The 15729-nt window shown below is 62.2% G+C and carries 11 protein-coding genes, 1 tRNA gene and 1 pseudogene; 5 read left to right on the top strand and 8 right to left on the bottom strand.

The genetic code is table 11. The annotated features are described in order from the left end of the window. The first annotated feature begins 83 nt into the window (after nucleotides 1-83). The 4 genes and pseudogenes from AC1DTQ_RS15025 to AC1DTQ_RS15010 all read left to right on the top strand — a co-directional run bounded on the left by AC1DTQ_RS15025 (nucleotide 84) and on the right by AC1DTQ_RS15010 (nucleotide 2546). Complete coding sequence (locus AC1DTQ_RS15025) at nucleotides 84-704, top strand: GspH/FimT family pseudopilin (protein WP_477850588.1); 621 nt, start codon at nucleotides 84-86, stop codon at nucleotides 702-704. Between the two features lie 107 nt (nucleotides 705-811). Next, nucleotides 812-888: transfer RNA gene (locus tag AC1DTQ_RS15020), tRNA-Asn, on the top strand. 169 nt (nucleotides 889-1057) lie between these two features. After that, nucleotides 1058-1759, top strand: a pseudogene (locus AC1DTQ_RS15015) (transposase); the annotation flags it as partial. A 253-nt stretch (nucleotides 1760-2012) separates the two neighbouring features. After that, nucleotides 2013-2546, top strand: coding sequence for a GspH/FimT family pseudopilin (locus tag AC1DTQ_RS15010; RefSeq protein WP_477850587.1), 534 nt, complete (start codon nucleotides 2013-2015; stop codon nucleotides 2544-2546). A 162-nt stretch (nucleotides 2547-2708) separates the two neighbouring features. Here AC1DTQ_RS15010 and AC1DTQ_RS15005 read toward each other — a convergent pair whose 3' ends face one another. The 6 genes from AC1DTQ_RS15005 to AC1DTQ_RS14980 are packed head-to-tail and all read right to left on the bottom strand — an operon-like array spanning nucleotide 2709 to nucleotide 9356. After that, complete coding sequence (locus tag AC1DTQ_RS15005) at nucleotides 2709-3110, bottom strand: type IV pilin protein (RefSeq protein ID WP_477850586.1); 402 nt, start codon at nucleotides 3108-3110, stop codon at nucleotides 2709-2711. A 20-nt stretch (nucleotides 3111-3130) separates the two neighbouring features. Further along, nucleotides 3131-6757, bottom strand: coding sequence for a pilus assembly protein (locus AC1DTQ_RS15000; RefSeq protein WP_477850585.1), 3627 nt, complete (start codon nucleotides 6755-6757; stop codon nucleotides 3131-3133). An 11-nt stretch (nucleotides 6758-6768) separates the two neighbouring features. Beyond that, on the bottom strand, nucleotides 6769-7311 hold the full coding sequence (locus AC1DTQ_RS14995; RefSeq protein WP_477850584.1) for a pilus assembly PilX family protein: 543 nt from the start codon (nucleotides 7309-7311) through the stop codon (nucleotides 6769-6771). Further along, the gene (locus AC1DTQ_RS14990; protein ID WP_477850583.1) at nucleotides 7308-8345 is read right to left on the bottom strand and encodes a prepilin-type N-terminal cleavage/methylation domain-containing protein; all 1038 of its coding nucleotides are present in this window, start codon (nucleotides 8343-8345) and stop codon (nucleotides 7308-7310) included. The genes AC1DTQ_RS14995 and AC1DTQ_RS14990 overlap by 4 nt, the downstream gene beginning before the upstream one ends. Then, nucleotides 8342-8767: a type IV pilus modification protein PilV gene (gene pilV / locus AC1DTQ_RS14985; protein WP_477850581.1), complete on the bottom strand. Its 426-nt coding sequence runs from the start codon at nucleotides 8765-8767 to the stop codon at nucleotides 8342-8344. The genes AC1DTQ_RS14990 and pilV overlap by 4 nt, the downstream gene beginning before the upstream one ends. A 25-nt stretch (nucleotides 8768-8792) precedes the next feature. Next, on the bottom strand, nucleotides 8793-9356 hold the full coding sequence (locus tag AC1DTQ_RS14980) for a GspH/FimT family pseudopilin (protein ID WP_477850580.1): 564 nt from the start codon (nucleotides 9354-9356) through the stop codon (nucleotides 8793-8795). A 207-nt stretch (nucleotides 9357-9563) separates the two neighbouring features. On the opposite strand from AC1DTQ_RS14980, the gene AC1DTQ_RS14975 reads away from it, so the two are divergent. Next, nucleotides 9564-10577 carry a sensor histidine kinase gene (locus AC1DTQ_RS14975; RefSeq protein ID WP_477850579.1) on the top strand — a complete coding sequence of 338 codons (1014 nt, stop codon included), beginning with the start codon at nucleotides 9564-9566 and terminating at the stop codon, nucleotides 10575-10577. Between the two features lie 210 nt (nucleotides 10578-10787). Here AC1DTQ_RS14975 and ppnN read toward each other — a convergent pair whose 3' ends face one another. After that, complete coding sequence (gene ppnN, locus AC1DTQ_RS14970) at nucleotides 10788-12170, bottom strand: nucleotide 5'-monophosphate nucleosidase PpnN (protein ID WP_477850577.1); 1383 nt, start codon at nucleotides 12168-12170, stop codon at nucleotides 10788-10790. Nucleotides 12171-12279: 109 nt separating this feature from the next. After that, nucleotides 12280-15657: a TonB-dependent receptor gene (locus AC1DTQ_RS14965; RefSeq protein WP_477850575.1), complete on the bottom strand. Its 3378-nt coding sequence runs from the start codon at nucleotides 15655-15657 to the stop codon at nucleotides 12280-12282. Between the last annotated feature and the right edge of the window lie 72 nt (nucleotides 15658-15729).

Genomic DNA, 15729 nt, shown 5'->3' with positions numbered 1-15729 from the left:
AGTATAACGGCGACCCGGATTACGGCCGTGTCAGGGAATTCCCTACATGCCCTTGCGCGCGACGCCGATGCCCTCGCCTCGGGATGGAGAGGAATCTGCAGATGCCCGGACAGGGCTACTGGAGAAAAGCCATGCATCGGATGCCCGCAAGCTCCCCCGTCAAACCCACGGTTCGTTCCCTCAACTGCTTACGAGGCTTCAGCTTGGTCGAGGCCCTTGTGGTTATGGCCATTTCCGCCATTGGGCTGGTGATAGGCGTGCCTTCCTATCGCAGCTTGATTGAGCACCAACGCGCGAGTTCAGCCATGCACCTGCTGACCGCACATATGGCCTCGGCTCGAAACACCGCTATCAGCTATCGCATACCGACCGTGGTCTGCCCTTCGAACCGAGCCGGTGGCTGCCGCATGGACGGCGACTGGAGCCAGGGCTGGCTGATGTTCTTCGATGCCGATGGCAACCGGCAGCCCGATTCCCGGGAAGACGTGCTTCGGGACGAAAATGCGCCGATCCACCCATCTCTGCGCTTGGTGTCCTCGTCCGGCCGGCCCCAGCTGCGCTACCTGCCCGACGGCCGCAGCGCAGGCAGCAACCTCAGCGTGCGCCTCTGCCACGACGACGTCCTCTTGGGGCAGGTCATCGTCAATAACGTGGGGAGAGTGCGCAGCGAAATGGCTTCCGGGTCGAAACCGTGTCTGCTCTGAAAACAGGCGTATGCGGGCCTGCGAATGCCTTTCGAGCCAGGAAATCGGTTGTCAGACCACCACGCAGCCTTGCCTGAGCGATTTGTCCCCCCTACAATGACCGCCCCGCCCGAATAGCTCAGCCGGTTAGAGCACTTGACTGTTAATCAGGGGGTCGTTGGTTCGAGTCCAACTTCGGGCGCCAGACATATAAAGGCTTGCAGAAATGCAGGCCTTTTTTGTGCGCGAAGAAAAAAGTTGCGGGGCGCTGCGGGGGCGTCGTAAAAAAGAGCAGCACCGAAACGACGTCAATGCCACTCGGTTTAGTAGCACGACAATTTGGAGCCCGATTCCCCAGAGCAAGGAGATTGGACGTGAAGAAGCGTTTTACTGAAGAGCAGATCGGGAAGCGGCTGACGCCGGCATGGCAATCAAAGAGCTGTGCCGGCGTCATGGTTTCAGCGAGGCCTCGTATTGCCTGTAGTGCAGCAAGCTCGGCGGGATGAGCGTGCCCCACACCAGGCGCTTGAAGGACTTGGAGGCGGAGAACACGCGGCTGAAGAAGCTGTTGGCCGAGCAGGTATTTGAGAACAACCTGATCAAAGGTGCGCAGCGAAAAAAGTGGTGAGCGCACCGGCACGGCGGACGTTGGTGCGGCAATGGGTGGACAAGGGGTTGAGCGAACGCCGGCCGCTGTCGGCGGTACGGATGAGCGCCAATGCGTTGCGTTACGAACCCCTGCCGAGTCGCAACGCCGAACTGCGCGAGCGCATCCTGGCGCTGGCGCAGCAGCACAAGTGTTATGGCGTGGGGATGATCTACCTCAAACTTCGACAGGCAGGGCTGTCGGTGAACTACAAGCGCGTGGAAAGGTTGTATCGAGAGCGAAGTTGCAGGTGCGTCGTCGAAAGCGCAAGAAAGTTCCTGTCGGCGAACGGCAGCTGTTGCTACGGCCCAACCGGGCCAATGAAGTGTGGTCGATGAACTTCGTGCTCGACCACATGGCCGAAGGCCGCGTGATCAAGTGCCTGACGATCGTGGACAATGCCACGTATGAGTCGGTGGCCATCGAAGTGTGACGTGCGATCACCAAGGCATTGGGGCTGGAGATGCGGGGGACTGACTCGTCGAGAGTCCCCGATACCCGTGTAGGAGCGTTTTGCCCGCGATGCTCTTCCTCAATCTGACGAAGGGCATCGCGCCCAAGGGGCGCTCCTGCAAAACCCAATCCTTCGCCGGAATTTTCTTACCCATAGCACCAACGATTCCCGATTCCACCGCCAATCGACCACACCTACCTTGATGACTCCTCGGCAAGGAGCCACCGCAATGAACGGCAAGGATGCGGGACTCACTCTGATCGAACTTGTGGTGGCGCTGGCCATCCTGGCGATCGCCTTGTCCTTGGGGGCACCCGCCTTCTCAAGCCTCGCGCAACACGCGCGCGAATCGAATACCTACTATCTCCTCACTACCTCGCTTGCCGCAGCCCGACTCGCAGCCGTCAAGAACGGCGCTCCCGTCACGGCGTGCCCGAGCAGCGACGGAATCACATGCCGCAATGACGAGGTCTGGGAAACAGGCTGGCTCCTCTACGCCGATCCCAAGCGTGCCGACCAGCCTGCGGATGGGAATGCCGTGCTGCAGAGTATCGACCGCAGGAGCGGCCACCTGGCCTTGCGCAGTACCCTTGGCCGGAAACGGATACGGTTCTCACCCGACGGGTGGTCTTATGGCAGCAATCTCAGCATCCGGCTTTGCACCTCTGAGGGACGGTTCCTGGGCCAGGTCGTGGTCAACAATGCCGGGAGGGCGCGTACGGAGCACTACACCGTTCCCAGGCCGTGTCCTTTCCGACCGTGAGGCAAGAAAAAGCCCGCATCACTGCGGGCTTTGCAAAATATCTGTCGCGAAAGCGGAGTCGAGCAAAAGGCTCTGATTAACAGTCAAGCATTCGGCGCAACCGAGCCATCCGGCCAAAGTGCACCTTGACTTCCACATTTCACGCCCAGCAACTCGGACCCACTACCAGCATTCGGCCACACTGCCTGCCGCTCCCTTGACTCCGACTTGATTGATCGACAGCGTCCCGCACTTGGTGTCCCGTGATGCCTGCACGCCTTGGGGCACGGCCTGCACGGTATAGGCCGTCGCGGTCGCGGCGCCCGACAACTGGACCGTGTAGTGGTCGGCGATGTCATTCATGCATTCCGTTTGCGGGAGTACGGCATTGAGATAGGTCATCTTGGTCGTGTAGTAGCGCTCCATGTAGTGCGCTGCCTCCATCGCACAAGCGCCCGCGGCCGCGCGCCGGGTCCTCGTGACGTAATCGGTGTAGCTGGGATAGGCGATCGCCGCCAGGATGGCGATGATCGCCACCACTATCATCAGTTCGATCAGGGTGAACCCTCGCATCTGTATCTTCATCGTGCTTGCGCCTTCGGTCTTCAATCGTTCGGTATGACTTCGCGCCAGTTGACGCGGCTGGGGGTGCCACCAGGGGGCGCCTTCAGCTTGGTACTGCCCGTGTTGCCTTCGCCACCATTCTCGATCGAGAACGCACCCGTGCCGACGGTGGCAAGTCCACTGGTCACGTTGGCCTCTGTCGGCATGCCTCCGGTCACGCCCACGCCGCCCAGGGTACCGGTATTCCCGTTCGCGTCCGTGACTGTGCCGCCGCTGCCAAAATAACCACCCGATCCCGATTCAGGACTGGTGCCCGTGAACAGGTTGATGGCATTCAGGAAACCGCTGCCGGTTGCGCCTGCGCAATCGCTGCCAGTGGCGGGGATCACGGAAGACAGGATCATCGCCGTGCCATAAATCGTGGGGGCCGAAATCACCCGCTCCGGCGTGTCCAGGTCGATGTACCAGCCCTTCTTGCCGGCATCCAGCACCGAATAATTCTCGAAGCCGCGGGCCGCCGCCCCCGCGATGGTGCCCTCGAACGGGATGGTACGTGCCTGCAGGTCACCGCGGCTGGCGATCGTGGCATTCTCGTCCTTGATGCCGTAGATGGACTGCACCTGCTGGGTGGCGACGCCAGGCATGTCGCTGCTTGAAATGAAGCGGCCGGTGCCGAAGCCCACGAAGACATTGCCGGCAGTGTCGCGACCCACGCCGATGCCGCCGGTGATGGGCTGCGAGGTGCCGCTGCTGTTCTTGGCCTGGAACAGCTTGACGGCAACCGTCGGCAGGACGGCGGTGCTGAAATCCCAGCGATACACATTGCCCTTCAGGTCGCCGCCGTAGACCACGTCCACCGTGCCGTCGGCATTCAAATCGGCCATGCCCAGCGACATCAGGCCATTGCCGCCGCCAGCATCCGCCACCAGCTCAGTCGGCGTGCCGACGATCGCGCCACCCGCACCAAGCTCATAAACGAACAGGGTGGACGAGCCGTTCGGGCTGTCGATGCCGTTGGGGACGAAGGCATAAGTCTTGCCTCCATTGCCCTTGCGAATGCGCACCGCGCCCAGCACGTAGCCCATGTTCGTGTTGGTGGTGCTGTCCTGGGTGGTGGTGTCCCACAGCACGTTACTCGTGCCCATTGATTTGGGGTTGGTCACGTCCAGCGCGAACACGCCCCGGCCGCCGCGGCCCAGCGCGCCTACCAGGATGTTCTTGCCGTTGCCTTGGGTGGCCCGGCCGATCACCTCGATCTGGCCATCCACGAAATAGCGGTGGTCATAGGACGTGGCGCTCAGGTTGGCCATGGCGGTGAAGTCGATGCCCTTGGGCACGTAGGAGAACAGCACCTCGCCGGTGTCGGTGTCGATGCCGTGCAGCATGCCGTCATTGGCTCCGACATAGACGGTCTTGGTGTCCTCCACGTAGGCGGGCGAGGAATCAACGATGTCGCCGATCGGCCAGGTGCGCTTGCGCAAGGTTCCGCCTGTCTGCCCCTGTTCCTTGGTCTGAGTGCCCTTCAGGTAGGCGATGTTGTCTGCCGACGTCACCGCATCGGCCAAGCCGGTGCGCGCCGTGAAATCGGTCGCGCCGACCATGGTGTTGTTGAAGAGCGAAGCCGTTCCGCCCTTCATCGTCAGCACGGTGCGGCTGGCGAAATTCGCGTTGACATTGGGGTAGAGATTGCCGGTATCGGTGACCCCGGGGAAGGTCTTGGATAGGATCCACTTCGGCTGGGTGGACACGCCCGACAGCGCGGCATTGAAGGGGCTGGTGACCATGTCACCAGTCCAGCTGCCGGAGGTGAAGCCGGCCACGAAAGTCAGCGTGGTGGTGTCGGTCTTGGTGGAGCTGGACGCGATGTTGGAGCCGGACGCGCTGCGCGAGTCGATGGCGGCCAGCGCATTGATCAGGGCCGAGGCGAACTTGTCGCTGTTGCTCGCCACCACGAACTTGCCGCGGCCATTGAGGGAGGCATGCCAGAGGTCGTCGATGCGCCTGGGGCCTTCCACATCGGGTGTCGTCGGATCCACGTTCCACGGCGACGGCGCGGGATTGTCGGGATTGAGCGTGCCTCGCAGGCCGATGGACACGCCAAAGGTCACCATGTGCTGCCAGTCGGCCGGATCCGCCGCACTGGTCAGGACGTTGTTGGCCATCTCGTTGTTGGTCAACGCGCTACGCAGGTCCGTGCTCCAGTACTTGTAGGCCACGTCGGCAAGGGTGTCCGAATAGGTATCCGGGTACTGCGGAGCGTTGCCATCGACATCTCTTGCTGTTGCGGCATCGGCATTACCCACCGCGGTATAGCCGGAATTATTGTTCCAGTAACCGTCAGTGGTGAGGATGGCGTAGTTCTGCCGGCAGGTCAGCAGATCCCCGTCGGAATCCTTCCAGGGGTCATCTGTCTGGTAATAGCGCGCCGTACGCTGCAAGGCGCCCTTGAGGGGAGTGCCGTCATCAGCAATTGCGCCTTGCAGCCGTGCATAGAAGTTACTGCGGTTGGTGCCCTTGAACAGGCCCCCATCGGTGCCATAAGGAATGGGATATGCGGGAACACTGCCTGTGGTGCCGATCGTGGTGCCAGTGGCATTCCGGTTCCAGATGGTGTCGAAACCCACCCGGTAGAGCTCGCCCAATCGCCCGAACGCCTCCGAGGCGCCGGCCTTGGCCATTTTGTTGCGTGTGCGGTGGTACTGGTACCAATTAGCGAAGTTTTTCAGCTCCGCCTGTTGCAGCGCGCTGGTGTTACCGCTGGGGGTCATATCAACCCAAGTTTCCTGCGTTGTCGCCCAGGCGATGTTGGAAATGTCTCTGTTACCCCTACCGGGATTACGTGCGTTAAATACGCGGATATAAACAGATGTCGCTGTGTTACCAGGGGTGATTGTCAGCGTCTTGGGATTGTCGTCACCGGTAACCGAACCGTAAGGACCGGTCGAGCAATTGCTTGAGCTGTATACAGACAGCTCTGCATACTGACTGCCGCTGATCATGATTGTCACCGGGACGCCTCCCGAAACAGCCACCGCAGTGCACGTGGACCAGTTCTGCGGCGCTATGTTGCCGGAAAACGTACCCGAATTAGAATTCACACCCGTTCGTTTCTGAACCACCCCGCCGCTGTAGCTGGTGGTCGAACTGGAACCAGTAATGCGGTACTTGTCGTAATTGCTGGCAACCGTGCCCGGGTTGGCCACCTTGGGCACGTAGAAGTACGTCTGCAACTCGTACGAACTGTTAATTAGGCTGATCTGGTTCGCAGTCGGACTGGTACCACTGCTGGCAACCGACTTGAAATCGGCTTGGGCAAGGCGCGCGTTCAAATCGGTGCTGGCTGTGCGCCAAGGGTTATAGGTCGTCGCGGGGTTGTAGTACAGCGAATTGTTCACGTACGAGCGATCCGTGACCGTGTCAGCGGTGCCGTTACTAGTGTCCGTGTCCGCCCACATCCACGAACGTTCCATCGAACCCGAATCGTCCAGGATCAGCATGATGTTCGGCGGGATGGCGTTGCCGCCCGTCAGCAGCGGATAGTTCGGGAACGACGTGGTGGCGGCATGCACCGGCAACCCGCCCAGTGTTGCCAATGCGGTAATGCCGACCACTGCCATGGTTTGCAGCAGGGTGGGCTTCCGGGACAGCAGAGCTTTCTTAGTCTTCATGATGCGCTCCATTAGCGCCGGTACAGCGACTGCAGGACCACCTCGGCGCCGTTGGGCGTCTTGGCGTAGGAGGTGATGCGATACACGTTCTGGGATGTGCCGTTGATGCAGGGCTTGGACATGTCGATACAGCTGCTGGTCGCGCCAAGCACGGCGGTTTTGCCGAAGTCCTCGATGATGTACCTGGGCCTGAGCGAAGTTTCCCCGATCGACACTTGGCTGCCGGTTTCGTAGCCGGCGTTGCCGTCATTCCAGAAGTCACCGACGGACTCCCACCCGGAAGCCTTTGCGCAGCGGCCCGCCGTGCAGCCGGACGCCGGGAAGGTGACGGTGCCATCGCGCGCGATGAGTTCCGCCTGGCGCAGGCCGGCTTCCGCCACCTGGAACGACATGCTGCGCGTGGCGATGTTGGCCGCCATGCGTTCCTGCATGATGCCCACGCGCAGGGAAACGATGCCCAGCAAGGTCAGGATAAGCAGCACTATCAGCACGACCAGCAGCGCCGCGCCCTGCTGATTGCCGCGTGGACTGCCGATGAAAGGAGTCGGCTTCATTGGATCTCCTGGTGGTTCCGGAGCAGGATGTAATCGTCCAGCGAACGGGTAAGGACGGCGTTGTCCGTTCCCTGGACATCGCCCTTCGTCAGCGCGCCGCGCGCCGCTTGGAAGGTGAGTTGCGCGTGCACCGCCGTGACCTGCTTCCACGCAGGCCCCGCGGCGGCAGCGACGTAATTGGACGCAGTGCCGACCTTGTAGGTGATCTGCATGCCGGTGACGCCTTCGGCGATTTCGGCGGGCGTTTCCGCCGTGGCACCGCCATTCATGACCACCTGCCGGTACAACGAGGTGCCGTTGCGCCCGTTGTTGGCCAGGTACCACTTCACGGCGAACGGCCTGACCACCTGGGTCGGGGAGCCGCTGGGCGGGTTCAGGCAATTGGGGTTGGCGCCGGTTGCCGGAGGCAGGAAGCAATAGCCTGTCTGGGCAGCCGTGCTCTTGTCGAAAGTCTCCTGGTCGATCTGGAACGGCTTCTCCAGGTTGCCGGGGTCGCCGCTGCCGGCGTTGTGCCCGATCTTGTCGCTGGCCACGTTGGTGGCCTGGAAGATGGCTCCGACCTCGGCATTGCAGACCATCACAATGTCGTCGGTCTCGATGTCGCCAACACTGGAAAGACCGAGCTCCGCGCTTGGTTCGGCGTTGCTGTCGACCATGAGCGAGGCGCCATTGGCCAGGCTCAGGGTGATATCGTCGGAGCCGCTGGGGCCGGTCGCGTCGTTGCCGGATAAACCATTGGCCCAGCTCGTGAAGTAGCTGCCGCCAGGCTTGGTGGTATCAAGCATGTTGACGATGTTGCGGGTGCAGGGGTTACCGCCCGCTTCGCGGATGTCGCGCGCCAGCATCTCGAATGCGATGCGCTGGTTTTCCTGGATGCGGTTGATGGAGGCGGTGGTCCCATAGACTTGGCGGTTCGACAGGAACAGGCTGCCGGCGGCGGCCACCACCAGCAGACCCAGCATCAGGGCGACCATTAATTCGATCAGCGAGAAACCACGTTGCGCGGCCTTCGTTGTGGCTGGCGAGTGCGTCATAGCTGGCTCGTGATGTCGATATCGGACGGGGTGGCGGTGCCGCCGGTGGTGCGCTCATCGCTCCACTGCACGCCCACGCTGCAGGTCATGGTGTCGGCAACGCAGACCACCTTGCCCTTGGCATCCGGCGCCACCGACGTCTTCAGTCCGTCCAGCCAGCCCATCAAGGTGCCGGCTTCGCCGGTGCCATCGCCCTCGGCATAGATATTGGTGTTGTAGGTGCCGATGTTGTCGCGATTGGCCCGGATGATGTCCATCATCGAATAGATCTGGATGGCGGCCTGGGTGCGGCTGGCGGAGCCGCCTGAGTTCTTCAGGGCCACGGCCTGCAGGGCCGCGAGGCCCAACACCCCAACAGCCAGGATCAGCACGGATATCATCACCTCGATCAGGCTGAAGCCCTGCTGGGATTTGCTTGCCATGGACGGCGTGCGCCTGTTGGTCATGTCAGTTGTCTCCCGGACCGGTGCAGGCAGCGGTGGCTACGCGCCGGGCGGTGCTGACCCGCCCAGCGCTCGCACTGACATCGATGCTGTTGTCGCCAGACAGATTATTCACGCACAGACCCAAGGAGCCGCTGGTTTTTGTTCCCACGGCGGAAAACCCGATCGGCGTAAATGTGAACTTATTGCTGCCGTCCGAAAGATTGGCGCTGGCCTTGACCACGACGGACGGAGGCAGGGTGGTGTCTCGCAGTACCGTGCTGGCGCCATTCTTGGTCATCAGGGCAATCCAGCGGTTACCCAGCGACGCTGCGCAGCTGGCACCATCGGTGCTGGGGCACACCGAGACGCTAGCGCGATTGCTGACGGCGGCGGTGCGCGCGGTCTGCAGCAGGGCCACCATCTCGTTGGCCGACGCGTTCAGCCGGTTGCTGCGCACCAGATTCGTGAAACTCGGCATGGCCACCACCGCGACGATGGCGAGGATCGCCACGGTGATCATCAGCTCGACCAAGGTGAACCCCGGCATGGTGGAAAGTCCCGCGATTGTTCGGCTGCGCTGTAGCATGACACCCCCCGGAATTCGGCAATCGAACCTTAACGGACCCCTGCAGTGGCCACCATCTGCGTCCGACGGGCGGACGGTTGCTGGGGGCGTGCGGTGCTTTCCTGAGCATTACCCGATCCCCCCACCCGCGATAACCCGCCCGAAATGGAAAAATCATGAAGTGCCTATGATCGCAAGAGGAACACCACGCAATTTCTGGGAATCGGCATGCCTGACCACCACCAACCCCTCGACACCCTGTTCCGCCCGTCCGCGCTGATCATCGTGGTGCTGTCTGGCGAGGCGCTCGCGCTGATGCTTGCACTGGCATCGGGGCAGGCAGGCGCGCGGATGCTGCAATTCGGGCTGGCATCGTTGGGCATCCAATGGATCGCGGTGGGCACGCTGTGCATGCTGTACCTATTGCGCCGCCCGCTATCGCACCTGCCGCCCTCCGTGCTGGCTTGGGCCTGCCTAGGCCTACTGCTGACGATGACGCTGCTGGTGGCGTCGGCGGCGTGGGCACTGCTCGACCTGGGTACGGAGCCCGAACAGGGCGCCCTGCCCTTCATGCTGCGCATGCTGGGCATCGCCCTGGTGGTGGGCCTGCTGGCGCTGCTGGCGTTCCAGAACTATTCCGAGGCCACGCGGCTGGCAGTGCGCACCAAGCAACTGGAACTGGAATCGCTGCGCGCGCGGGTGCGTCCGCATTTTCTGTTCAACACCTTGAACAGCGGGGTGGCGCTGGTCCGCCAGCAGCCGGAGCAGGCGGAGCGGTTGCTGCTGGGGTTATCGGATCTATTCCGTGCGGCGTTGGCCAATCCGCACGACATTGAACTTGCTGAGGAGCTTGCGTTGACGCAACGCTACGTGGAGATCGAGGCGATCCGATTTGGTCCGAGGCTGCAAACGACCTGGGACCTGCCCGAGCCGCTTCCTTCCGTGAAGGTGCCTGCACTGTCGATCCAGCCATTGGTCGAGAATGCGGTACGACATGGCATCGAGCGGTTGCCCGAGGGTGGCAGGATCGACATCGCCGTGGCGGTGCGCGACAACGCGGCGGTGGTGACGATCCGCAACCGGATTCCCGCGGGTGACCTCGATGGCACGGCACGGCACGGCTATTCCATCGGAATCAAAGCGACGCAGGCCCGCCTGCAGGCCAGCACCGGGGGGCGAGGCAGCTTGGTGTCGTCACAACGCGATGGTTATTACGTGGTCGAGATGAGACTGCCGTTGTAGGTAGACGGCCTTTATCGAGGAGCGCGATTTTCGGCTGTCGGAGGGCAGGAACGTCGCGTAGGTGCGAATGACGTGTCGGGAAAGCTTTGCCGCGGTCGGGTGCGCTCTTGCGTGAACGTCGTCGCGTCGTTTTGGTGAGAGGGTTCCGACACGTGGAGATGTTTTGGACGTCGGGGGTGTAACCACGACCTACGCAATCGACTGCGCCGATCAGGCGCGCACCCGATAGCAGGGCTTGTACTCTCCTGCAATTTTCATGCGTCGCTGTTCAACGAAAGCACGTAATAGCGAGTCGAGGGCTCTCATCATGTCCGCATCTCCGTGAATCTCGAACGGCCCATACTGCTCGATGCGCCGCATGCCGTCTTCCTTCACATTGCCGGCAACGATGCCCGAGAACGCACGGCGTAAATCCGCGGCCAGCGCATGCGCGGGCCGGCCGTGGTGCAAGTCCAATGCGGCCATAGCTTCATGCGAAGGGACGAAAGGCTGCTGGTATTCCAGCGGCACGTCGATGGCCCAGTTGAAGAAGAACGAATCTTTGTGCGCAATGCGGTACTCGCGCACGCGCTTAATGCCTGCGGTCATCTTCTTGGCGACCGCGACCGGATCGCCGGTAATGATCTCGTAACGCGCCGCTGCCGCATCGCCCAGCGTCAGGCGGATGAACTTGTCGATCTGCTCGAAATACGGCGCTGCGATCGTTGGACCGGTCAGGATCAGCGGGAACGGCAGGCCGGCGTTCTCCTCGCGCAGAAGTATGCCGAGCAGATAGAGGATTTCCTCAGCGGTGCCCACACCGCCAGGAAACACCAGAATTCCGTGGCCGACGCGCACGAACGCTTCGAGGCGCTTCTCGATGTCCGGCATGATCACCAGGTGATTGACGATGGGGTTCGGCGACTCCGCGGCGATGATGCCCGGCTCGGTGATGCCTATGTATCGCGTAGTGCGGCGGCGTTGTTTGGCGTGGGCGATGGTGGCGCCTTTCATCGGACCCTTCATCGCGCCGGGACCGCAACCTGTGCAGATATCCAGCCCGCGCAGGCCCAACTCGTAACCTACCTGTTTGGTGTAGATGTATTCGTCGCGCGAGATGGAATGGCCACCCCAGCACACCACCAGATTGGGATCGGCCGGCTTGAGGATGCGAGCATTACGCAGCAGACCGAACACGGCGTTGGTGATGCCGACGGAGGATTCCAGCTCCCCGTCGTGTTCCGGACCCAACTCAATGGCGGTATAGGCCAGGTCGCGCACGACCGCGAACAACAATTCGGCAACGCCGCGGATGATCTCACCATCCACGAACGCCATGGCCGGCGCATTGACCAGGTCGATGCGTACGCCGCGGTCCTGCTGCAGCACCTGGATGTCGAAATCCGGATATAGATCGCGCGCCGCGCGCGGATCGTCCGACGCGCTGCCGCTGGTCAGTACCGCCAGCGCGCAACGCCGCAACAGCTCGTGCATGCCGCCGCTCGATGCGTCGCGCAGCCGCGCCACTTCCACGCGGGACAGCACATCCAGACCGCCGCGCGGGTAGATCCGCGCGTCCTGTACCGGCAACGCCCTCGGTGCCGTTTCGCTCATGCTCGTATCCATGCTTGTCTCTTATATAGGGCCGGAACTGTAGCGTAGTCGGCCACACAAAAGAAAACGGCCGGATAAACCGGCCGTTTCCCGACATGCATATCGGCAATCAGAACTCGTACTTGAAGCTCACCTGCGCCGACCACTGCGAAATGCCGTTGGTCTGGCTATCGGCGTTGGTCGGGATGCCCAGCGCGGTGGCCTGGCCGAACTCCGTGCCGCTGCGGTAACCGTAGACGTAGTGGCCCTGGTACACGCCGATCAGGCTGGCAACCGGATTGTTGGCGTTAAAGCCATAGTCGATGATGTGGCCCCAATCCTTATTGAGCAAGTTGCCGACGTTCTGGATATCGATCCAGATCTTGGACTTGTGGCCCTTCATGAAGCCAGGCAGCTCCTGGCTGATGCGAATATCGAAGGTATTGACGAAACCGGAAGTGAAGCCGTTCTCAGGCGCATACCTGCCCTTGTAGTGGCTCAGGTCTTCCTGAGTCCCCAGCCAGTTCCAGAACGCCTGCTCCATCGCTGCGTTCGGAGTGAACGCGCCGGTGGCGCTGAGGCTGCCGAACAGCACGTCGCCCGGGCCGGAAGGCACATAGAACAAGTCGTTGAACGTGCGGTTATCGCCGTTGGCATCGCCCGTAAAGATGTAGCTGTACGGACGGCCGCTGCGGCCTTCGTAAAACAGGCCGACCTGGGTCGCGTGATCGCCGAAGAACTTGTGCGACCAGTTCAACGCACCGCTGAAGCGGTCCTTGATCTCATAGCGGGCGGTGGAGCTGGTGGGCTCGTTGATGCTGAAGCCCAGCTGCGAGCCGTAACCCGAACCGGCGGTCGAGCTGGTTAGCGCGGACACTTCCTCGGCGTTGGTGCGGGTGTAACCCAGGCTCCACGACCAGTCGCTTTCGGTGGAGAACGGCTTGCTCAGCGAGACCGTCAGCTGCTGACCCTTGCCCTTGTTGGTGTTCTCCAGCAGGTAGACATCACCGAAGTAGGCGTTGCGGCCGAAGCGCGCGCCATTGGCGGGAATGCCGCCGGTGGTGGCGGTGTTTCCGAACGGCCTGGGGCTAGCCGGATTCCAATACAGCACACGGCCGTCAGGACCGATGTAGCCGGGGCCTACGTTGAGCGTGCGGTAGAACAGGCCGTTCTCGACGTCGGTCAGCAACAGTTCGGCCGACGCGACGATGCCGTGCCACGGCGTCTCCACATCGATCGCCAGGTTGGCCTTCCACACCGACGGCAGCTCGAAGTCGGGGCTGATCGCGTTGACGTTGCGGACACCCGTGCCGCCGGGCGGGATCGACGGGTTCAGGCCATCGGCAGTAAAGGGAACCGTCAACGGGGTGGTGATGTTCTGGTACGAGACGTAGTTCATGCCCGTGCTGCTGTAGGCATTGCCCACCCACACCTGCGGAGCGTCGCCCTGAAACAGGCCGATGCCGCCGCGCAGCTGGGCCGGACGGGCCCAGTCGAACGTGTAGTTGAAGCCGAAGCGCGGCTGGATGATGTAGTCGCCGTTATAGGTGCGCGAGTTGTCCACACCAAAGCCACCGGTGTAGCCGGCACCGCACGCGGCGTTCGCGGTCCCCGGGGCCGCAGCGAAGCAGGCGTTGTACGGAGGAGCCGGGCTGGCCGTCGGCTTGTCGGCGCGCACGCCGAAGGTCAGCGTCAGGTTCGAAGTGACGTACCAGGTGTCCTGCACGAACAGACCCAGGCTCTTGTTCTTATAGCGAGCCGCGATGGCGTCCGGATCGGTCGGATTGGTCTGCAGGTCGTAGTCGAAGTACTGGCCATTCAGCAGCCTGCTGAAATCCGACACGCCGGCCACGGTGGGGACGTAGAAGCTGTAGTTGCCCCAGGAATCCTGCAGGAAGAAGTTGTAGATCTCGTTCTCGCTGTATTCCGCGCCGAACTTGATGTCGTGGTCGCCCAGGGTCCAGGTGGCCGCGCCGAAGTAGCTCCAGGTCTCGGTCAACAGGGAGTTGCCCGGCGAGCTGCGCTCGGTGCCCAGACGGATCGCGTCCAGGTTGGCGAAGCTATTGTTGTTGGTGCCGATCGGACTGTCGTTGCCGTTGCCGGTGACACCGTCGTCGAAATAGACCTGGATGGTCGGCGCGGTGGTCGGATTGACGCGGATGGCCGAGTAGTCGCGGTACGACACTTTGAACTCGGTGGAGAAGGTATCGGTCCAGTCACTGAACAGCTGGCCGACGTAGCTTTCCACGGTCTTGGCGTGATTGAACCAATTCGAGCTCAGCGACAGCACGCTCGCCGTTGACGCCTCGGGGCGCACGCGGGTCTGATCCAGCTTGCTGTAGCGCAGGCTGGCGCGATGATTGTCGCTGATGTTCCAGTCGAGCTTCAGCGCATACTCCTCCAGCTCGGTGTTGCCGGCTCCGCTCAAGTCGCCCGGTTCGAAGCCCCAGACGTCGCGCGCGATGCGCTGCACTTCGGCCAGATCCGCCACGTCGAAATCGGCGCCGCCGGAGGCCAGCGGGTTGGTGCCCTGGCTCTTGCCGGCCGGGCCGATATTGGTCTGCTTGAACTTCTCGTAGTTGGCGAAGAAGAACAGCTTGTCCTTGACGATCGGACCGCCGAAAGTCACACCCCAGGTCTTCTCGTCGTCGTACTCGTCGAACGGCAGGTCGGTCACGTTCAACGTGCTACCGGCGATGCGGGCCGGATAGTCGCCGAACCAGTCGCCGTCGCGGTAGGTGCCGTAGACCGAACCATGGAACTCGTTGGTGCCGGATTTGGTCACCGCATTGACGTTGGCGCCAGCAGCGCCGGACATGGTTACGTCATAGTTGGACAGGTTGATGTCGATGGCCTCGATGGCCTCCATCGACACCGGCTGACGCATGGTCGGCATGTTGTTGCCTTCCAGGCCGAAGCTATCGCTGGCCGAAACGCCGTCGATGGTGATCTTGTTGAAGCGCGGGTTCTGGCCGCCGGCGCTGATGCTGCCCGAGGCGCGGTCGGTGAAAGCCACGCGCGGGTCGAGGCGCATGTAATCCTGGATGTTGCCGTTCATCGAGGGCAGCGCTTCGATGGTGCGCTGGTCGACGCTGGTGCCCGAACCCATCTTGGTCGCGCTGAACACTTCCGAGCCGCCGGCGATGCCGACTGCCGTGACGGTTTCCAGCGTGGTCACGTCGCCGCCGGCGAGGGCGGCATCGACGGTGCTGATCTGGTTCAGGGTGAGATAGATGTTCTCTTCCGTATCGGCGCCCGCACCCGCCTTGACCACGCTGATGGTGTAGGGGCCGCCGACGCGCAGACCGCGTGCGTTGTAGCGACCGTTTGCGTCGGTGGTGGCGCGGCTAACCGTTCCCGATTCCACGTGGGTGATGGTGACTTCGGCACCCGCGACAGGAGCGCCATCGGCACCGGTCACCAAGCCGCCGACACCCGAAGATGTGCTTTGCGCGAAAGAAGGCGCCGCGGAGAGCGCGACCACTAGGCCAAGAGCAATCTTGGACATCCGGAAACGGGATTGATTCATTTGATAAGCCTCGGATACGAGTTAGGCGATGGCGGTAAAAAGCAAAAGCTG

It is taken from the genome of Pseudoxanthomonas sp. P4_B2 (assembly GCF_056402315.1).
The sequence above is the reverse complement of the archived record's forward strand: the minus strand, read 5'-3'. Positions and strand labels throughout refer to the sequence as shown.